The organism is Aquidulcibacter paucihalophilus (assembly GCA_030285985.1).
GTDB lineage: Bacteria > Pseudomonadota > Alphaproteobacteria > Caulobacterales > Caulobacteraceae > Brevundimonas.
The window spans coordinates 538,358-555,832 of the sequence record CP127384.1 but is presented as its reverse complement, the minus strand read 5'-3'; the positions used below and the strand labels follow the sequence as shown (position 1 = coordinate 555,832).

Annotated in this window: 18 protein-coding genes; 5 read left to right on the top strand and 13 right to left on the bottom strand. The window is 68.1% G+C overall.

Annotated elements, in window-relative coordinates; translation table 11 throughout:
* Positions 1-65: 65 nt before the first annotated feature.
* The 7 genes from rpsT to KB221_02795 all read right to left on the bottom strand — a co-directional run bounded on the left by rpsT (position 66) and on the right by KB221_02795 (position 4,641).
* The gene (gene rpsT / locus KB221_02825) at positions 66-335 is read right to left on the bottom strand and encodes a 30S ribosomal protein S20 (protein WIY69964.1); all 270 of its coding nucleotides are present in this window, start codon (positions 333-335) and stop codon (positions 66-68) included.
* Between the two features lie 94 nt (positions 336-429).
* Positions 430-1,185 carry a DUF4241 domain-containing protein gene (locus tag KB221_02820; GenBank protein ID WIY69963.1) on the bottom strand — a complete coding sequence of 252 codons (756 nt, stop codon included), beginning with the start codon at positions 1,183-1,185 and terminating at the stop codon, positions 430-432.
* 3 nt (positions 1,186-1,188) lie between these two features.
* Complete coding sequence (locus KB221_02815) at positions 1,189-1,977, bottom strand: enoyl-CoA hydratase-related protein (GenBank protein WIY69962.1); 789 nt, start codon at positions 1,975-1,977, stop codon at positions 1,189-1,191.
* A 139-nt stretch (positions 1,978-2,116) separates the two neighbouring features.
* Positions 2,117-2,566 carry a hypothetical protein gene (locus tag KB221_02810; GenBank protein ID WIY69961.1) on the bottom strand — a complete coding sequence of 150 codons (450 nt, stop codon included), beginning with the start codon at positions 2,564-2,566 and terminating at the stop codon, positions 2,117-2,119.
* A 10-nt stretch (positions 2,567-2,576) separates the two neighbouring features.
* Positions 2,577-3,116 carry a DUF1697 domain-containing protein gene (locus KB221_02805; GenBank protein WIY69960.1) on the bottom strand — a complete coding sequence of 180 codons (540 nt, stop codon included), beginning with the start codon at positions 3,114-3,116 and terminating at the stop codon, positions 2,577-2,579.
* 106 nt (positions 3,117-3,222) lie between these two features.
* Positions 3,223-4,086, bottom strand: a complete 864-nt coding sequence (gene mutM, locus KB221_02800) for a bifunctional DNA-formamidopyrimidine glycosylase/DNA-(apurinic or apyrimidinic site) lyase (GenBank protein ID WIY69959.1) — start codon at positions 4,084-4,086, stop codon at positions 3,223-3,225.
* 96 nt (positions 4,087-4,182) lie between these two features.
* Positions 4,183-4,641 carry a cytochrome c gene (locus tag KB221_02795; GenBank protein WIY69958.1) on the bottom strand — a complete coding sequence of 153 codons (459 nt, stop codon included), beginning with the start codon at positions 4,639-4,641 and terminating at the stop codon, positions 4,183-4,185.
* A gap of 138 nt (positions 4,642-4,779) precedes the next feature.
* On the opposite strand from KB221_02795, the gene KB221_02790 reads away from it, so the two are divergent.
* The 3 genes from KB221_02790 to KB221_02780 all read left to right on the top strand — a co-directional run bounded on the left by KB221_02790 (position 4,780) and on the right by KB221_02780 (position 9,596).
* Positions 4,780-6,837 (top strand): oligopeptide transporter, OPT family, encoded by a 2,058-nt coding sequence (locus KB221_02790; protein ID WIY69957.1) that lies wholly within the window; start codon positions 4,780-4,782, stop codon positions 6,835-6,837.
* Positions 6,838-7,022: 185 nt separating this feature from the next.
* The gene (gene typA / locus KB221_02785) at positions 7,023-8,852 is read left to right on the top strand and encodes a translational GTPase TypA (GenBank protein WIY69956.1); all 1,830 of its coding nucleotides are present in this window, start codon (positions 7,023-7,025) and stop codon (positions 8,850-8,852) included.
* Positions 8,853-9,089: 237 nt separating this feature from the next.
* Positions 9,090-9,596, top strand: coding sequence for a superoxide dismutase (locus KB221_02780; protein ID WIY69955.1), 507 nt, complete (start codon positions 9,090-9,092; stop codon positions 9,594-9,596).
* A gap of 71 nt (positions 9,597-9,667) precedes the next feature.
* On the opposite strand, the gene KB221_02775 is transcribed toward KB221_02780, so the two are convergent.
* Positions 9,668-9,922 carry a GlsB/YeaQ/YmgE family stress response membrane protein gene (locus KB221_02775; protein WIY69954.1) on the bottom strand — a complete coding sequence of 85 codons (255 nt, stop codon included), beginning with the start codon at positions 9,920-9,922 and terminating at the stop codon, positions 9,668-9,670.
* Between the two features lie 193 nt (positions 9,923-10,115).
* Here KB221_02775 and KB221_02770 point away from each other — a divergent pair, with 193 nt between their 5' ends.
* Positions 10,116-10,493, top strand: a complete 378-nt coding sequence (locus KB221_02770) for a helix-turn-helix transcriptional regulator (protein WIY69953.1) — start codon at positions 10,116-10,118, stop codon at positions 10,491-10,493.
* A gap of 142 nt (positions 10,494-10,635) precedes the next feature.
* Positions 10,636-11,421: a histidinol-phosphatase gene (gene hisN, locus KB221_02765; protein WIY70855.1), complete on the top strand. Its 786-nt coding sequence runs from the start codon at positions 10,636-10,638 to the stop codon at positions 11,419-11,421.
* A gap of 31 nt (positions 11,422-11,452) precedes the next feature.
* Here the strand turns inward: hisN and KB221_02760 are convergent, their stop codons facing one another.
* The 5 genes from KB221_02760 to KB221_02740 form a co-directional block, all read right to left on the bottom strand.
* Positions 11,453-13,048 carry an MBL fold metallo-hydrolase gene (locus KB221_02760; GenBank protein WIY69952.1) on the bottom strand — a complete coding sequence of 532 codons (1,596 nt, stop codon included), beginning with the start codon at positions 13,046-13,048 and terminating at the stop codon, positions 11,453-11,455.
* A gap of 180 nt (positions 13,049-13,228) precedes the next feature.
* A complete protein-coding gene (locus KB221_02755) occupies positions 13,229-14,089 on the bottom strand; it encodes a universal stress protein (protein ID WIY69951.1) in 861 nt (286 codons plus the stop codon).
* Between the two features lie 233 nt (positions 14,090-14,322).
* A complete protein-coding gene (locus KB221_02750) occupies positions 14,323-15,378 on the bottom strand; it encodes an alpha/beta hydrolase (protein WIY69950.1) in 1,056 nt (351 codons plus the stop codon).
* Positions 15,375-16,238: a methyltransferase gene (locus KB221_02745; protein ID WIY69949.1), complete on the bottom strand. Its 864-nt coding sequence runs from the start codon at positions 16,236-16,238 to the stop codon at positions 15,375-15,377. Before KB221_02745 ends, KB221_02750 begins: the two co-directional genes overlap by 4 nt.
* Positions 16,239-16,503: 265 nt before the next feature.
* Positions 16,504-17,337 (bottom strand): methyltransferase, encoded by an 834-nt coding sequence (locus tag KB221_02740; protein ID WIY69948.1) that lies wholly within the window; start codon positions 17,335-17,337, stop codon positions 16,504-16,506.
* Positions 17,338-17,475: the final 138 nt, after the last annotated feature.

The following is a 17,475-nucleotide window of genomic DNA, read 5'->3' as shown; positions in this document are numbered from 1 at the left end:
TCGCCGTTGGAATCGCTGATATTTACCATGAAGGCCCTATGAAAGGCCGTCCGGGTGCCGAGAAATCAGGCGGCGGCCATCTTCTTCAGCTGGGCGGCCAGGCGGCCCACTTTCCGCGAACCCGTGTTCTTGTGCACCACGCCCTTGGAGACGGCGCGCATCAGCTCGGACTGGGCCTCGATGAAGGCCGTCTTGGCCGCACCGGCGTCGCCGCCCGTGACGGCTTCCTGGAATTTGCGCAGGAAGGTGCGGACACGCGTACGGCGCGCCTTGTTCACTTCGGTGCGGGCAGCGATCTTGCGGATCGCTTTCTTGGCGCCGGCATTGTTGGCCATCAGTCAAACCTTACGAACGGAAACGCCGCGGAGCACGGTCCACGGCGGGGAAATCTCGAAGAGCGCGCGGCTATAGCGGAAAGGGGTATGACGGTCAACGCGAGTCCGACGTGGGCGGAAAGTTCACTGCGGTGATGACGGCGAAGTCCGTCACAATGACCACGGGATGATCGTCCGCATCGTAGCCGACCCATGACGCATAGTAGCCGTCGCCCCATCCGGACGAGAACATGGCTGCGCCGCCGGGCCCGAGCGGCTCGACCAGGGCGAAGCCGTACGGGATTCCGAGCGCCGGGGCCGCCGCCTCGCCCCGGACCTGCCAGTCATCCACCAGGGCGGTGTAGCCCTCGACATCCGCCGGCGGATAGCGGTCTGCCAGCCAGGCCGGGACCGCAGCATCGACGAAGGCCCCGGTACCGGCATCCACACCGTAGCCGAAGATGTCAGCGCCGGTCAGGGTGGCCGGATCCTGTTCCTCCGTCACCGCCAGGGCCCAGCGGACGGGCGGCACGTCCGAGATCAGCAGCCGGGCCAGGGCGACCCGCTGGCCGCTGTCGCCCGCGTCGGCCACCGCCAGATCGACCGGATAGCGGCCCGGCGGCACGGATAGCGTCAGCGGGCGGTCGCGCGTGGACATCAGGAAGGGGTCGGCGAGGATCACGCGCCCGCTCGAAATGTGCACCGTGCCGATCCGGACGGTCCGGACCGGATAGCGTTCCTCATCGGCCTCGCCGACGAAGCCCGGCGTGAAGGCCCCTGTCAGGACCTCGGGCCGCGGCGTGATCTGCGCCTGGGCCGCCGGGGCGCAGGCGGCCAGCAGCCCGACGGCGGCCAGAACCTTGCGGAACACGGCCTATTTCCCCGTGAAGACCGGCTTCCGCTTCTCGACGAAGGCCGCCATGCCCTCCTTCTGGTCCTCGAAGGCGAAGAGGGAGTGGAACAGGCGGCGCTCGAACTGGACGCCCTGGGTCAGGGTGGTCTCGAGGGCGGCATTGACCATTTCCTTGTTGGCCATGACGGCGAGCGGGCTTTGCGAGGCGATCTTCGCGGCGATCTTGCGGACCTCGTCCAGCAGGGTCTCGTGCGGGACGACGCGGCTGGCGAGGCCGGCGCGTTCGGCCTCGGCGGCATCCATCATCCGGGCAGTCAGGACCATGTCCATGGCCTTGGACTTGCCGACCAGACGGGTCAGGCGCTGGGAGCCGCCGATGCCGGGAGCGACGCCGAGGTTGATCTCGGGCTGGCCGAATTTGGCCTTCTCCGAGGCCACGATGAAGTCGCACAGCATGGCCAGTTCGCAGCCGCCGCCGAGGGCGAAGCCGTTGACCGCCGCAATGATCGGCTTGCGGAAACGGGTGATGCGGTCGTGGCCGAGGGCGAAGAAATTGCCCGTATACATCTGGGCATAGGTCTGGTCCGACATCTCCTTGATGTCGGCGCCGGCGGCGAAGGCCTTGTCGCCCGAGCCGGTCAGGATGAGGCAGCGGACGCTGTCATCGTGCTCGACGCTGTCGAGGAAGTCCGACAGGTCCCTGAACAGCGCCGAGTTGAGGGCGTTCAGCGCCTCGGGCCGGTTCAGGGTCACCAGCGCATAGCCGTCAGCGTGGCGTTCGATCAGGAGGGTGGAATAGGTGTCGGCCATGGGCGGGCTTCCGGAGACGAGATGTGTCGGGTGATTGGTGATTAGTGGTTGGTGGTTAATGCGTCCAACATCGGCACGACGTTTTCAGGCTCCGGTGGCTGCGGTGCAATCACTAACCACCAACCACCAACCACCCGCTTCAGCGGCGCGGGATCAGCGCCAGGGTCAGCCCCGCCCGCAGCAGTTCCGCGCTCACCACCATGGCCAGAAGGGCGTTGGCGGCGATGACCTGACCGCGCGCGCCGGACAGGTCGAGGCTCCAGCCGAACAGGGAGGCGAAGGCGAGCGCCGCGGCCGCGGTCAGGGCGAGGCCGATGAGCAGCATCAGGGCGACGTGGCTGGCCTTCAGCGCGGCGTCGAGCGTCGGGCCTTCGTCCAGCACGCGGGCGCGACGGCGGAACAGCCAGGCGATCAGGCCGGTGGCCACGGTCTCGGCGAGAACGATCACAGCCAGGGCGCCGAGGAACCAGAGGGCCAGGCCGCCCGTCTCGCCGCGCTGCATCTGCTGCAGGAAATGGCCGAAATAGGCGCCCCAGACGGCGAGGCCGACGATGAAGCTGATCCAGAGATGGGTGCGGCGGTGGGTCATGGCCCGCTCCTTACCGCGTCAGCCCGACCATGTCCGCCAGCTTGAGGACGGTGTTCCAGTTGCGGCCGGTGCCCATGCCCAGCATGCGGGGCATGGCCTTTTTGAAGATGCCGCTCTCGCCCTGCCCGTTGGGGAACCAGAAATAGAGGACGTCTTCGATCGCCTCGACCCGTTCACCGCCTTCGGCCAGGTCGCGGCAGGCCTCGAGCGCGCCGTCCCTGATCCCGGCCTTCATGACCATGGCCAGCATTTTCGAGGGATGGGCGGTAGCTTCTGCGGCGAACGGATTGGCGGCGATGAGCGCGGCCCACTGCTCACGCGTCCGGACCATGGCGGCGACCTTGAGGCCGAAGGTCTTCTCCATCGCGGCCTCGATATCGTGTTCGAGAGCGTCCGGGGCGCAGTCGGTCTCGACCACCAGATTGCCGCTGGCGAGAAGGGTGCGGGGGTTCTTCAGTCCCATGGCGGCGGCCATGACGCGCTGTTCCGCCACCGGAGCGCGGACGCCGCCGGTGTTCATGCCGCGGAAGAGGATGATGCGGTGGGTCATGGGGTGGTTGGTGATTGGTGGTTGGTGATTGGCGGGTGTGAAGAACAGGCGGCGGAACGGTCGCTCAGAAGACACCAATCACCAACCACCAATCACCAATCACCAATCACCGCTTCTGACAGACCGGACACCAGAAGGTCGAGCGGCCGGCCTGGACGGTGCGTTTGATGACGCCGGAACACCCCTCCGCCAGGCAAGGCTGGCCCTCGCGGCCGTAGACGTCGAAGCGATGCTGGAAATAGCCCTGGCCGCCGTCGGCGTTGGCGAAATCCTTGAGCGTCGAGCCGCCGGCGAGGATGGCCTCGTTGAGGACGTCGCGGACCACGGCGGCGAGGGTTTCGAGCCGGGGCTTCGAGACCTTTCCGGCGGCGACCAGCGGCGAGATGCGGGCGCGGTAGAGAGCCTCGCAGACATAGATGTTGCCGAGGCCGGCGACGTTGCGCTGGTCCAGCAGGCTGACCTTGATGTTCTGCTTGCGGCCCGAGAAGGCCTCGGCGAGGTGCGCGCCGGAGAAGCCGTTGCCGAGCGGCTCGGGGCCGAGGGCGGCGAACCACGGATGGGCCTCGACCGCGTCCGTAGGGATCAGGCCCATGAAGCCGAAGCGGCGGGCGTCGGCGAAACCGACGCGGGTCGTGACGCCGTCGCGCAGGGCACAGAGGCTCATATGCTCGTGCTTGCCGGCGATGGGCGCGGCCTCCTCGAACTCGCCCAGCTGTTCGCCGTCGAGGGTGAAGCGGCCGGTCATGCCGAGGTGGCTGACCCAGGTCTCGCCGGTCGACAGGGGGAAGAGCAGGTACTTGGCGCGGCGGTCGAGGCGTTCGACGGTCGCGCCCTCGAGACGCTCGACGAACCGCTCGGGGAAGGGAAAGCGCAGGTCCGGCCGGTTCTGGCGCACGCGGGTCAGGCGCGCGCCGGTGAGCACGGGCTCAAGGCCACGACGGACGGTTTCGACCTCGGGAAGCTCTGGCATGACGGAGGGCTTAGGTGTTGGGGCTTAGGTGTTAGGGATGACCAGGATCGGTCTAGCAGCCCAGTTCCTACTTCCTAAGCCCTAAGCCCTACGACCTCAGCCTGCCTTGTACCCGTCGTGGCACGACTGGCAGCTCGCCCGCACCACGGCCCACTGGGCGGCGAAGGCGGCGGCGTCCTCGCCGGCGGCGAGTTCGGCGAGGCGGTCGGCGGCGGCGGCGTAGTCGGCGGCCTTCGCCTCGAAGCCGGCGCGGTCGCTCCAGATCTCGGGTTTGGCGTTGGTCCGCACACCCGCCTCGGCACCGCTGCCGGCGGGGAAGGCACCGGGGACGGCATGGGCCCAGCGCGACAGGGCGCGGGTCGGGAAGCGCTGGCTGGCGATCGGCTGGCCGGCGTCGATGGCCGCCTTGATGGAGCCCATGGCGACGCCCGAAAGCATCATCGCCGCCTGCCGCGCCTCGACAATATCGGCCGAGGGGGTGCGGGCATCCTGGGCACCGGCCGTACCGCCGAGGCACATGAGGCCGACCACGGCCGCTGTCAGTATCCGCTTCATCGTGTCTCTCCCCGTTTGAGGCGAGGCTCCGCCGGACCATGGCCGCTGTCAATGAGCGAACGGGTTCCAGGCACTTGCCTCTAGCCACCCGGGCGCTTTCCGGCTTACCTCCGCGGCAACGAGGGAGAGGAAACCCAAATGACCGACACACCCGCGAGCGCGCCCGTCAGCGGCGTCAAACGGATCGAACTGACGCTGCGCGCCCTGGTGCTGGGCTGTCTGCTGGCCGTCGTCTTCACCGCCGCCAACACCTATCTGGGTCTGAAGGTCGGGCTGACCTTCGCCTCGGCCATCCCGGCGGCGGTCATTTCCATGGCCATCCTGCGGATGTTCAAGGACTCGACCATCTGGGAGAACATGACCGTCCAGACCGTGGCATCGGTTGGCGGTGCCATGAGTTCCATCATCTTCGTCCTGCCCGGCCTGGTCATGGTCGGCTGGTGGCTGGAGTTCCCGTTCTGGGAATCGGTGCTGATCTGCGTCTTCGGCGGCATCCTCGGCGTGACCTTCTCCATTCCCCTGCGCCGCGCGCTCGTCGTTGACGCCGGCCTGCCCTATCCCGAGGGCGTCGCCGCGGCCGAGGTCCTGACCGTCGGTTCGCGCGGTGCCGAACAGACCGAGAGCGCGGTGCGTGAGAATGCGTCGGGCCTGTGGGTCGTGATCTGGGGCTCCATCGTTTCGGCCGGCTACGCCCTGCTGGTCGCCGGACGCGTGTTCGCCGGCGAGGCGGCGCGGTTCATCAAACTGCCGGCCTCCCTGGGCGGCGGCGCGACGGGCATCGGCTTCGGCATGCAGTTCGCGCTTCTGGGCGCCGGTCACCTGATCGGCCTCAGCGTGGGTCTGGCCCAGCTGTTCGGCCTGATCCTGGCCTGGTGCATCGCCGTGCCGGTCCTGACCTCGCCCGAGACCATCGCCTGGCTGACGGCGCACGGCATTCCGTCGATCGCGACCACCCTGCCCGCGGGCGTGAGCGCCGAGGAGCTGGCCAGCACGGTCTGGCGGCGCGAGGTCCGGTTCACGGGCGCGGGCGTCATTGGCGTGGCCGCCATCTGGACCCTGATCAAACTGGCCGGCCCGCTGATCGGCGGCCTGACCTCGGCCCTGGCCGCCAACCGGCGCCGCCAGAGCGGCGAGGTGCTGGACCGCACCGAGCAGGACATTCCGATCAACATCGTCGCCGGCCTGTCGGTCGCCTGCCTGGTCGGCATCGGCTTCATCCTGGCCTGGTTCGCCCAGGGCAATCCGACCCTGGCCGGCTCGACCGCCCTGCTGGTCGGCGGCGGCCTGATCTATGTGGTCTTCATCGGCTTCGCCGTGGCGGCCATCTGCGGCTACATGGCCGGGCTGATCGGCTCGTCGAACAGCCCGGTGTCGGGCGTGGGCATCCTCGCCATCGTCATCGCCTCGGTGCTGATGCTGGGCGTGCTGGCCCTCGCCGGTCTGCCCGCAGACCCGTCGGTGGTGGCCTTCGCCCTGATCGTGACGGCGGTCGTCTTCGCCGTCGCCGTCATCGCCAACGACAACCTTCAGGACCTGAAGACCGGCCAGCTGGTGCAGGCCACGCCGTGGCGGCAGCAGACGGCCCTGATCGTCGGCGTCTTCGCCGGCGCCATCGTCATCCCCCTGATCCTGAACCTGCTGAACAAGGCCTTCGGCTTCGAGGGCGGTCCGGCCGGTATCGCAGACGAGCCTCTGGCCGCCCCGCAGGCGACCCTGATCTCGGCCCTCGCCAAGGGGGTCATCGGCGGCGACCTGCGCTGGGACCTGATCGGCCTCGGCGCCGCCATCGGCGTGGTGATCATCATCCTGGACGCCGTGCTGAACGGTGCCACCAAGGGCAGGATGAAACTGCCGCCGCTGGCCGTGGGCATCGGCTTCTACCTGCCGGCGGCCGTGACCACGATGCTGGTGGTCGGGGCGATCTGTGGCTGGTTCTACGACAAGGCGATCAAGAACACCCGGTTCGCCGACGTCGGCCGCCGGATGGGCGTGCTGCTCGCCTCGGGCCTGATCGTGGGCGAGAGCCTGTTCCTGGTCATGACGGCGGGGGTCATCGTCGCCACCGGCAATGACGCGCCCTTCGCCATGTTGCCCGAGGGCTCGACCTGGCCGGCCATGCTGGCGGGGCTCGCAGCCTTCGCCGTGCTGACGCTGACGCTCTACGGATGGGTGCGGAACCGGTCGGCGAAAGTCTGACGCCGCCCTCTCGTCGCCGCTTTCCTCGGCGATAGAACCGCCGTTACGCCGGTGCGTGTTCGTCACGCACTGGCGTTTCCGCGTGCGCCCCTGTAAGAGGCGCGCGCTCCCCGCACCGTCGCCTGAACCCAGCCGCCGTCCCAAACTTTCGCCCGGGCCGGCCGCCTTGCACGTCTGATAGTCAAATGAACCTGCGCAACGTCGCCATCATCGCCCACGTCGACCACGGCAAGACCACGCTGGTCGACCAGCTTCTGGCCCAGTCGGGCGTCTTCCGAGCCAATGAGGCGACGACCGAGCGCGCCATGGACTCCAACGACCAGGAGCGCGAGCGCGGCATCACCATCCTGGCCAAATGCACGTCCGTGCTGTGGAACGGCAAGGCGGGCGAGACCCGGATCAACATCATCGACACCCCCGGCCACGCCGACTTCGGCGGCGAGGTTGAGCGCATCCTCGGGATGGTGGACGGCTGCGTCCTGCTGGTCGATGCCGAAGAGGGCGTCATGCCCCAGACGAAATTCGTGCTGACCAAGGCCCTGAAGATGGGCCTGCGTCCGATCCTGTGCATCAACAAGGTCGACCGCGCCCACGCCGATCCCGACAAGGTCCACAACGCCGCCTTCGACCTGTTCGCCGCCATCGGCGCGACGGACGAGCAGCTGGACTTCCCGCACATCTACGCCTCGGGCCGCGCCGGCTGGGCGACGCTGGACCTGAACCAGCCGAGCGACAACCTCGGCCCGCTGTTCGACCTGATCGTCGAACATGTGCCCGCGCCCAAGCAGGTTGAGGCCGCCGAAAAGCCGTTCCAGATCCTGAACGTGCTGATCGAGAGCGATCCCTTCCTCGGCCGCCTGCTGACCGGCCGCATCGAGAGCGGCAAGGCCGTTCCCGGCATGGCCATCAAGGCCCTGTCGCGCGACGGCAAGATCCTGGAACAGGGCCGCATCACCAAGGTGCTGGCCTTCCGCGGCCTGAAGCGCCAGCCGGTCGACAGCGCCGAGGCCGGCGACATCGTCGCCATCGCGGGCATGTCCAAGGCCACCGTGGCCGACACCCTGTGCGCGCTGGAAGTCACCGACGCCCTGCCCGCCCAGCCGATTGATCCGCCGACCATCTCCATGACCGTCTCGGTCAACGACAGCCCGCTGGCCGGCCGCGAAGGCGACAAGGTCCAGTCGCGCGTCATCCGTGACCGCCTGCTGAAGGAAGCCGAGGCCAACGTCGCCATCCGCGTCACCGAGACGGGCGGCAAGGACGCCTTCGAGGTCGCCGGCCGTGGCGAACTGCAGCTGGGCGTGCTGATCGAGAACATGCGCCGCGAAGGCTTTGAGCTGTCGATCTCGCGTCCGCGCGTGGTCTATCAGACCGGCGAGAACGGCGAGCGTCTGGAGCCGATCGAGGACGTCGTCATCGACGTCGACGACGAATACACCGGTGTGGTCATCGAGAAGCTGTCGGCCCGCAAGGCCGAGCTGAAGGACATGGGCCCGTCGGGCGCCGGCAAGACGCGCCTGACGCTGAAGTCGCCGTCGCGCTCGCTGATCGGCTACCAGGGTGAATTCCTGACCGACACGCGCGGTTCGGGCGTGCTGAACCGCGTGTTCAGCCACTATGAGCCGCACAAGGGTGCCATCGAGGGCCGTCTGAAGGGCGTGCTGGTCTCGAACGGCGACGGCGAGACCGCCGCCTTCGCCCTGTGGAACCTCGAGGACCGCGGCATCATGTTCGTGGGCGGCGGCGAGAAGACCTACCAGGGCATGATCATCGGCGAGAACGCCCGTTGGGACGACCTCGACGTCAACCCGATGAAGGCCAAGCAGCTGAACAACATCCGCGCCGCCGGCAAGGATGAGGCCGTTCGACTGACGCCGCCGCGCCGTCCGTCGCTGGAACAGGCCATCGCCTATATCGAGGAAGACGAACTGGTCGAGGTCACGCCCAAGTCGATCCGTCTGCGCAAGGCCGTGCTGAACCCCTCGTTCCGCAAGAAGCGCGTCCGCGAAGAGTAAGAGTCTTCCATTGGGCCGCGGTCACAAGGCTTCGCCTTGTCGATCCGACGCGGCCTTGTGGCACGCATCGCGCCTGAATCGGCCAATCCGGGCAGACCCAAGGTCATTTCGGGGCGGTCGAAACAAACGGCCACAGCGTGTGTTCCCCTGTCGGTGCGAGCCCTCCCCGCTCGCGTAGACAAGGCAGATATCATGCGAAAGACCGCGCTCCTCACTGGCGTCGCCGGCCTGTTCCTCATGACCGCTCCCGCGTTCGCACAGGACAGCACGGCCCCGCAGACCCAGGAACCCGCTCCGGCCGCGGCCGCTGCGGCCGCCCAGCCGGCTGCTGAACAGCCGACCCTGACCCTTCAGCCCGGCTCCGACGTCAAGGGTTCGGACGGTGCCGTGCTGGGCCAGCTGGAAGGCGCCCGTAATACCGAAGCCGGCCAGGAGCTGACCGTGCGCGGGACCGATGGCCAGCTGCGCGGCGTGCCCGTCGCCGGCGGCGTGCGTCAGGACGGCGAAGGCGTCGCTGTCGGCTGGACCACCGCCCAGTTCGCCGCTGCTCCGGCGATCACCGACCCGGCGGCTGACGTCGCCGAACCCGCCGCCGCCCCGATGCCGCCAGCCGGCACGATGACGCCACCGGCTGAAACCGGCATGGCTCCGGCGACCCCGCCGACCCTGCCGCCGGCCGATGACTCGGGCGCGCCGGAACCTGACGAAGGTCAGACGGCCGAACCGGACGCCCCCGGCGCCTGATCCGTCGTAGCGGACAAGAAAAAGGGCGGCTCCTTATGGAGCCGCCCTTCGTCGTTTCAGGCAATGGTCGTTCAGGCGCGGCGCTTCACCAGTCCCAGAAGGAACAGCAGCAGACAGGCGCCGAGGAAGGCAACCAGCAGCGTCATGACGTTGAAGCCGCCCACGGCCATGCCGAGGAACTGGCCGGAGATCCAGCCACCCAGCAGGGCGCCGATGACGCCGACGATCAGATTGGTGACCAGACCGTGGCTCCGGCCCATGACCTTTTCAGCCAGCCAGCCGGCGACGATACCGATGACTATCCAGCCGATAATTCCCAAGCCCATAGTGTTTCTCCTGACATTCCCAAGCGCGATCGCTCTGTCGCGGTAATGCGCTGATGCGGCAACGGTTGCGCGGCGGGCCGCAAAACGCCGCTCATTGACAATCCCCCGTCACGGGAGCGCGGCATGGTGCTTGCCACTTGAAGGGCGAGCCGTCCCGCTTCGGGACAGCGCGCCAACAAGGGGAAATTGGGCCATGGCCACCGATATCGACCTCCACCTGGGCCGCCGCCTGCGCCGCCGCCGGCGCCTTCTGGGCCTGACGCAACAACAGCTGGCCACCCAGGTCGGGATCCGTTTCCAGCAGATCCAGAAATACGAATGCGGCGCCAACCGCATCTCGGCCGCGCGCCTGTGGCAACTGGCCGAAGCGCTGGAATCGCCCGTCAGCTATTTCTACGACGGCCTCGAAGAAGCGATCGAACGCAAGGAGGCGGCCAACCAGGGCGGCGAGATGTTTTCCCGCAAAGAAACCCTCGACCTGATCCAGGCCTACTACCAGCTGGGTGAGCGTCCGCGCCGCCGCCTGCTCGATCTCGCCAAGTCTCTGCACGCCGAAGGCGACGCGGCCTGATGTTTGCCCTACCGCGCTTCGCGCTACTTGAGGGCGGTCTCGCGCATTGCACGGCGCGACCTGCAACCGGCCTCAAGTAGCCGCGAGGCGGTAGGCCACTAACAAAGTGACATGAAGGCGGGGCGTGAGTATCCCGCCTGTCATGACCGAGTACGAACTGTTCGCCGTCGACCTGGCCCGCGAGGCCGCCCGCATCTCCCTGCCGTATTTCCGCGGCGCGTATGAGGAGACCGACAAGGGCGGCCCGGGTGCCTTCGATCCGGTGACCCAGGCCGACCGCGAGGCCGAGGCGGCGATCCGCAGCCTGATCGCGGCCCGCTATCCCGATCACGGCGTGATCGGGGAGGAATATGGCGAGGACCGGCCGGACGCCGACCATGTCTGGATCCTCGATCCCATCGACGGCACCCGCGCCTTCATCGCCGGCCTGCCCCTCTGGACCAATCTGATCGCCCTGCGCAGCGAAGGCCGGCCGACCGTCGGCGTGATCGGCCAGCCGTATCTGGATGAAATCTTCCTCGGCGGCCCGTCGGGCGCGCGTCTGCTCAAGGGCGGAGGCGAGACGCCGCTGGCCGTTCGGCCCTGCCCCCGCCTGACCGACGCCCTCATCGCCACCACCGACCCCGACCTGTTCACCGGTGCCGAACTGGGGGCGTGGACCCAGGTGCGCGCCGCCGCCCGGCTGGCCCGGCTGGGTTGCGACGCCTATGCCTACGCCATGCTGGCCGCGGGCCGGATCGACCTGGTGGTCGAAAGCGGGCTGAAGGTCTGGGACTGGTCCGCTTTGGTTCCCGTGATTGAAGCGGCCGGCGGCGCGGTCACCAACTGGCGCGGCGAGACACCGGACGGCAGCGGCCAGATTCTGGCTGTCGGCGACGTCGGAATCCGCGAGCAGGCGCTGGTGACGTTGCGGCGGGCCAGCCTCTAGAAGACGGACGTCCGTCGACCTGACACACCGGTCAGGCGCTACCCGGCGGCGCTGCGGTGTTTATGGCTGCCTCCAGGCTGCGGATCAGCTTCTGTCGCCCGGCGTCGTCGGGCAATTGCTGCAGGATGGTGTTCAGGCTGGCGAGGAAGGCCGCCCGGTCGTTGTGCCAGTCCGGCCGGGTGGCCTGACCGGGCAACAGCCGCGCGCGACCCGTGCCGATCGGCTCAGCTTTCTCGCGGGTCATGACATAGGTCTGATCAAACTGTGCGGTCACGGTCCGGTAGCCGAGCCCGGAGAGGCGGGCGGCCAGGGTCGCGAGAGCGTCGGGCTCGCCATGGTCGAGGAGGACATTTCCTCCGACGCCTCCCCGGGCTTTCAGCCAGTCGACCAGATCGGTCGCATCTCCATGGCCCGAATAGTTGTCCAGACTGCGGATGCGGGCACCGACATGAACATCCTCGCCCTGGATCCGGATCGCTGTCCGGCCCTCGACCAGCAGCCGCCCCAGGGTGCCGGCCGCCTGGAATCCCGTGATCAGAACCGTGACGTCCTTGCGCCAAAGCAGGCGCTTCAGATGACGCCGGATACGGCCTGCATCGCACATGCCGCTGCCGGCGAGGATGATGTGCCAGCCGCTCAGCCGCTCGAGGCGATCGCTCTCCTGCGGCCGCCGGAGATGATGCAGCCGCGTCGCAGTACGCAGCGGCTCGAAGGGATTTTCACCTGAATCGGCGTTCCAGCCGCGCAGGAGAAACACCTCGGTCGCTTCAATTGCCAGGGGCGAGTCGAGGAAGATTTCCGTGGCCAGGTCGGGCTCGGCCTCCATGACGGCGAGAAGATCGAGGATCAATTCCTGCGCGCGGCCGATGGCGAAGGTCGGCATCAGCAGGGGACCGCCGGCGGCCCTGGCGGCGCGCAGTTCCACGGCCAGCGCCCGACGGCGCGCGGAGAGCTCCAGGTCGATCCGTTCCCGGTCGCCATAGGTGCTTTCCAGAATGATGTGGTCGACATCGACCGGTCCCGACGGGACCGGCAGGAAGGGCTGACGGCCCGAACCGAGGTCACCCGAGAAGAGAAGGGTCAGAGGATCGTCATCGTGACCGATGCGCACCTCGATCGAGGCGGCGCCCAGCAGATGGCCGGCGGGCCACCACACCGCCTCGACGCCTGCCACCACCTCGTGGGCCTTGTTGAATTTCACCGTCTCGAACAGACGCAAGGTCGGTTCGACGTCAGAGGTCGTATAGATCGGCTCCACCCGCTTGAGACCGCGCTGCTCATTCCGGCGGTTGAGGTTGCGGACCTCGCTCTCCTGGATGCCGGCCGCATCCGCCAGCATGACTTCGCAGAGGTCGCGCGTGCCCCGCGTAGCGAGGATACGACCGCGGAACCCCGCACGGACCAGTTTCGGCAGCAGGCCGGAATGATCGATGTGCGCATGGGTCAGCAGCACGGCGTCGATCCGGCTCGCGTCGAAGGGAAACGGCTCGTAGTTGAGGGCTTTCAGGGTCTTGGGGCCCTGGAACATGCCGCAATCAACAAGGAGGCGGCTCCGGCCCGTATCGAGAAGCATGCAGGATCCGGTGACGCACCCGGCGGCACCGTGGAAGGTGAGGTGTACGGTCATGTCGCGGGTCCTGCACAAGGCGGAAAGACGCCTGGCCTCGGGGCTCTGAAGACGCGCCACTCGCGCGAGGCCGACAACGGCACCGGAAGACCGGGATCGGGCCCCGGTGGCGGCGCGATCATGGCCATGGCCAGAGGGGGAGCCGGAACGCCGGCGGGACCGATACCCTGTTCCCCCATTTCAGTGGGTCAGCAGCAGGTTTGGCCCGGACTTGCACCGCAGAAAGGCGCGTGTGGCCCCCCCGAAGACCGCCTCGCGGAGGCGGGAATGACCCCAGGCACCGGCGACCAGAAGCGTCGCGGACCGGCCCTGGGCGGCAGCGATCAGCGCCGCCCCCTCGTCATGGCCTTCGACGAGGACAGAGACACCTTCGCCCACCCCGTGGAGCTTCAGATAGGCATTGAGCGAGTCAATGTCGGGGTCGGTTGCATCGCGGTCGAGACCGGTTACGCACTGGATGACGTGGATCTCGCTCGCCATCGCCAGCAGCGGCAGGGCCGCCTTCACTGCACGTCCGGCCTGTGGGCTGCCGTCCCATGCGATGGCCGCTGGGCCTGACAGCGAATCCGCATCGTGGCGGGCAACCAGCACCGGTGCGCGGTCGCTGAGCAGGCACCGCGAGAACAGGTCGGGGCCGACGCCGCAGTCCAGATGGCCCTGGCCAAAGACGACAAGATCCGAGATCGCCACGTGACGGCTCAGGGCCAGTCCCGGCCTGAGGCCGCGGCTCAGCACCGAGATCCGTGGGGCTCCCTCGCCGGGGCCGAACACGACATCGGCGGCATCGGCGGCGGCGCGCGCAGCCGTCTCAATCCGGAGATGAAGGTCATGCTCGGCCGCAACCAACTCCTCGACGGCTTCCCGCGACAGGGAGGCCCCCAGGGTGATGCCCAGGGCGATCATATCGGCTGCGGTGTCGGGATAGGCCGGCAGAATGGAGACTGCCCCGCCGTGCTGCCTCGCGAGACTGCCGGCCAGGCCGAGCGCCTGGCTGTCGCCGTCTCCGCCGGAAGCGATCACAATCGTCTGTTTGAGGCTCATGTCTGATCTCCCTCTGGTGCCAGAATAGCCGGCGGGAGGGGCCTCGCTTTGATCGACAGCAATATCCGGACCCAAGGCGCGACGGGGCGCCAACGGGTGCTGCCAAGGCGGCGCTGGAAGGAAGCCGGCTTCGCCGCCCCCTTCCCCGACAAGGATTTGAGCAGCCTCGCCCGGTGGCATTCCGGCACCTGGCTGACAGGGCCGGCGAATGCCGGGATCAGGGGTGTCGGGCTTCAGGCCGCTTCGTCAGGCTCGGACTGGAGGACGGGTTCGGGTGCCGGGGGAACCGCCGCGGGCGACAGATCCTCGACGGGCGAGACATAGGCACCCATGGCGTCGAACTCTTCCAGGAAGACCGCGCGCATGTCGTCAGCCTCCATGATGATCTCGTGCTTGGCGCCCGGGATCTCGACGTAGCGGCCGCGGCCGAGGCGTTTGGCGGCCCATTTGTTGGTCTGTTTCCAGACGCGGTCGTCCTCGGCCGCCTGAACCACGGCGACCGGAATGCGGACGGCCTTCAGGGCCTTGGGCTTGAGCACGCGTTCACCGGCGTCCAGGGCGAAGGCCAGCCAGCCCCAGGTCGGGCCGCCCACGGCCAGGTGGGGGCAGGCGTAGAGCTGCTGCCGCCACTGTTCGTAGCGGCTTTCGTCGGACGTCAGGGCGTCCTTCTCGAAGGTGTGGTCGAAGGGATCATCGGCGTCGTCGAGGACATAGTCCCCCGCCTTGCCGTGACGCAGGTTCCAGCGGACCGCCAGCTTGACCGACCACATCGAGCGCTTGCCGGTGCGGATGCGCAGCATGGGGCTGGACAGGATGGCACCGGAGAACCGGCTCTCACCGCCTTCGAGCGTCATCAGGTTCAGGGTGCCGCCCATGGAGTGACCGACCATGACCCACGGCTTGGGGGCACGGCCTTCCCAGGTGTCCAGCAGGCGGGCGTAGTCGTCGAGGAATTCCTCGACCGCGCGGGCGTGGCCCTTCAGCCGATCCGGCAGCAGGCGGGCGGACAGGCCCTGACCCCGCCAGTCGTGGGCCAGGACGCACCAGCCGCGCGCGAGGAAATTGCCGATGACCTCGAAATATTTCTCGATCGGCTCGGTGCGGCCCGGGCTGACGATCACGGTCCCGCGCGGCTTCTTCGCCACCAGGGTCGACGGCGTCCAGAAGGCCGCGCGCAGGCGCAGGCCGCCGGCACCGCGGAACCATTCGCCCACGCCTCCCGGAGGCGCGGACGCACCCGGGACCCCCATCAGGGGCGCATTGGCGGCATAGGCGGCGGCTCGGTTCACTCTGGCTTCCTGAATCTCAAGGTCATGCGGTCACTCTCACCGATCTCGTCGTATTTGGATCGGTCGAAGGTCGGGTTCGGCGGCGAACCGCGCGGTGCCGTCAGCCCCATGGGTGGCAGGGTTTCGACGCCGAACGGATGATCCTTGGTATCCCTTTCATTCGCGTTGATTTCAGAGGCGGCGACGAAGGCAAAGCCCGCTTCGGCCGCCAGCTGTTTCACAAACGCCTCCTGGACGTATCCGTTCGCGGCGGCGGGGTCCTGATCCTCTTCAGGCCCGAGCCGGTGCTGCTCGATACCCAGCACGCCGCCGGGACGCAGGGCCGCATAGGCGTCGGCGAAGGCCTTTTCGGCGATCCCGGCCGCCATCCACGCGTGGATATTGCGCATGAACAGGGCGATGTCGGCCGTGCCGGCCAGGACGACCGGCCCCGAGGTCGGTCCGAAGGACGAGAGTTCGATCTCTCCATAGAGGCGGCGATCATTGGTGAACCGCTGCTGGAAGGCCGCCATCAGGGCGACCTGCGACGGATCGGCACCCGGACCGGTCTGGAACCCGGCGGCGACGTATTTGCCCGCGCCCTCGGCCAGATAGGGGGCGAGAATTTCGGTCCACCAGCCGCTGCCCGGCCAGAACTCGACCACCGTCATACGGGGCTGGAGACCGAAAAAGCGGAGGGTCTCCATCGGATGCCGGGCGGCGTCACGAACCTTGTCCTGCGCCCGCCAGGGACCGGCGACCGCCCACTCCAGCGACCCCTTCGGCGGACCGTCGGGCGTCGGCGGCGGTTCAGCCGTCTTTTCCTTGCGACCACAGGCGGCGAGACCGGTCAGCGTCAGGGCCGCAACGCCGGACAACATGCCCCGGCGCGACAGCGACAACCGCCAATCCTGTCTCGAATTAATCATCCAGTTCCCCTGGAGTCCGGCCCTGCACGTTTCGGACCAGCCGCTGGACCAGTTTTGCTTCAGGTCGAATCGACCTGAATCCAAAAAATGGTCCAAAATTACGCTGGAGCGAAATCTGAGCCTTGGAGAACTGCGTCCACAAGACCGATTTCGCTCCACGGCCGGGCTTAACCCTGTTCCCAGGCCCGGTCAAAACGGTTCCGGATATCGCCGAACATCAGCCCGGCTTGCGGAATCGCAGGGTCATGCGGTCGCTCTCGCCGATGGCGTCAAACTCGGCCCGCTCTGCCTCGGTCAGGGGCGTGGGCCGGTCCGTGGCGACTCCGGCGCGCGGGGCGCTGGTGCGCACCGGCGGCAGGGTCCAGACGCCGTAGGGATGGTCGTGATCATCCTTCGGATTGGCATTCAGTTCGCTGCGGGCCTCCAGCACGAAGCCGGCGGCCTGGGCGGCGCGGATGATGTGGCTCTCCGGCATGTAGCCGGTCGGGGCGGTCACGTCGGGATTCAGGCCGTCGACGCTGCGGTGCTGCTCGACGGCGAGGACGCCACCGGGCTTCAGGGCCTTGAAGAAGGCCTCCAGATAGGGGCCGGTCCGCGACGGGTTCGAGCGGTGCCAATTGTGGAAGGCGCGCGCGACCACGATCATGTCGGCGGTCCCGTCCTCGACACCCATGCTCTCCAGCGGGCGGCTGACGGCGACATAGCGTCCGCCGGTGGCCTCGGCATAGGGCTGCAGGATGGCGCTCCACCAACCACCGCGACCGGGCTCGATCTCCACGATCGTCGATCCGGGCGTCAGGCCCCAGAAGGTCAGGGTTTCGAAGGGGTGGCGATAGGCATCCCGGGCGACGTCGGCGGCCGGGCGGGCGGCCGAACCGATGGCGGCCTGGAGCGCCGTGTCTTCCTGCAGCTCGGGCGGCGTCATGGCGGCGCGGCGGGCTGTGCGCTGGGCCGGGGATTCATCCAGCGTCGGCATCGCGGGCAGAGTCTGGGCAGCGGCCATGGCCGGCAGGGCCAGGGCGGTCGTCATAACGAGGGCGAGCAGGCGCATTGAGGATCTCCCGGACGAATTGGACGGCGAACCCTAAGGCCTCCGGGGCGAGGGGCAACCCATGACGGCCGGCGGGCGACAGATTGGCGCGGACGAGGTGCCCCTTGACGGTTTCGCGGCGCTTCCCACATCGGATCC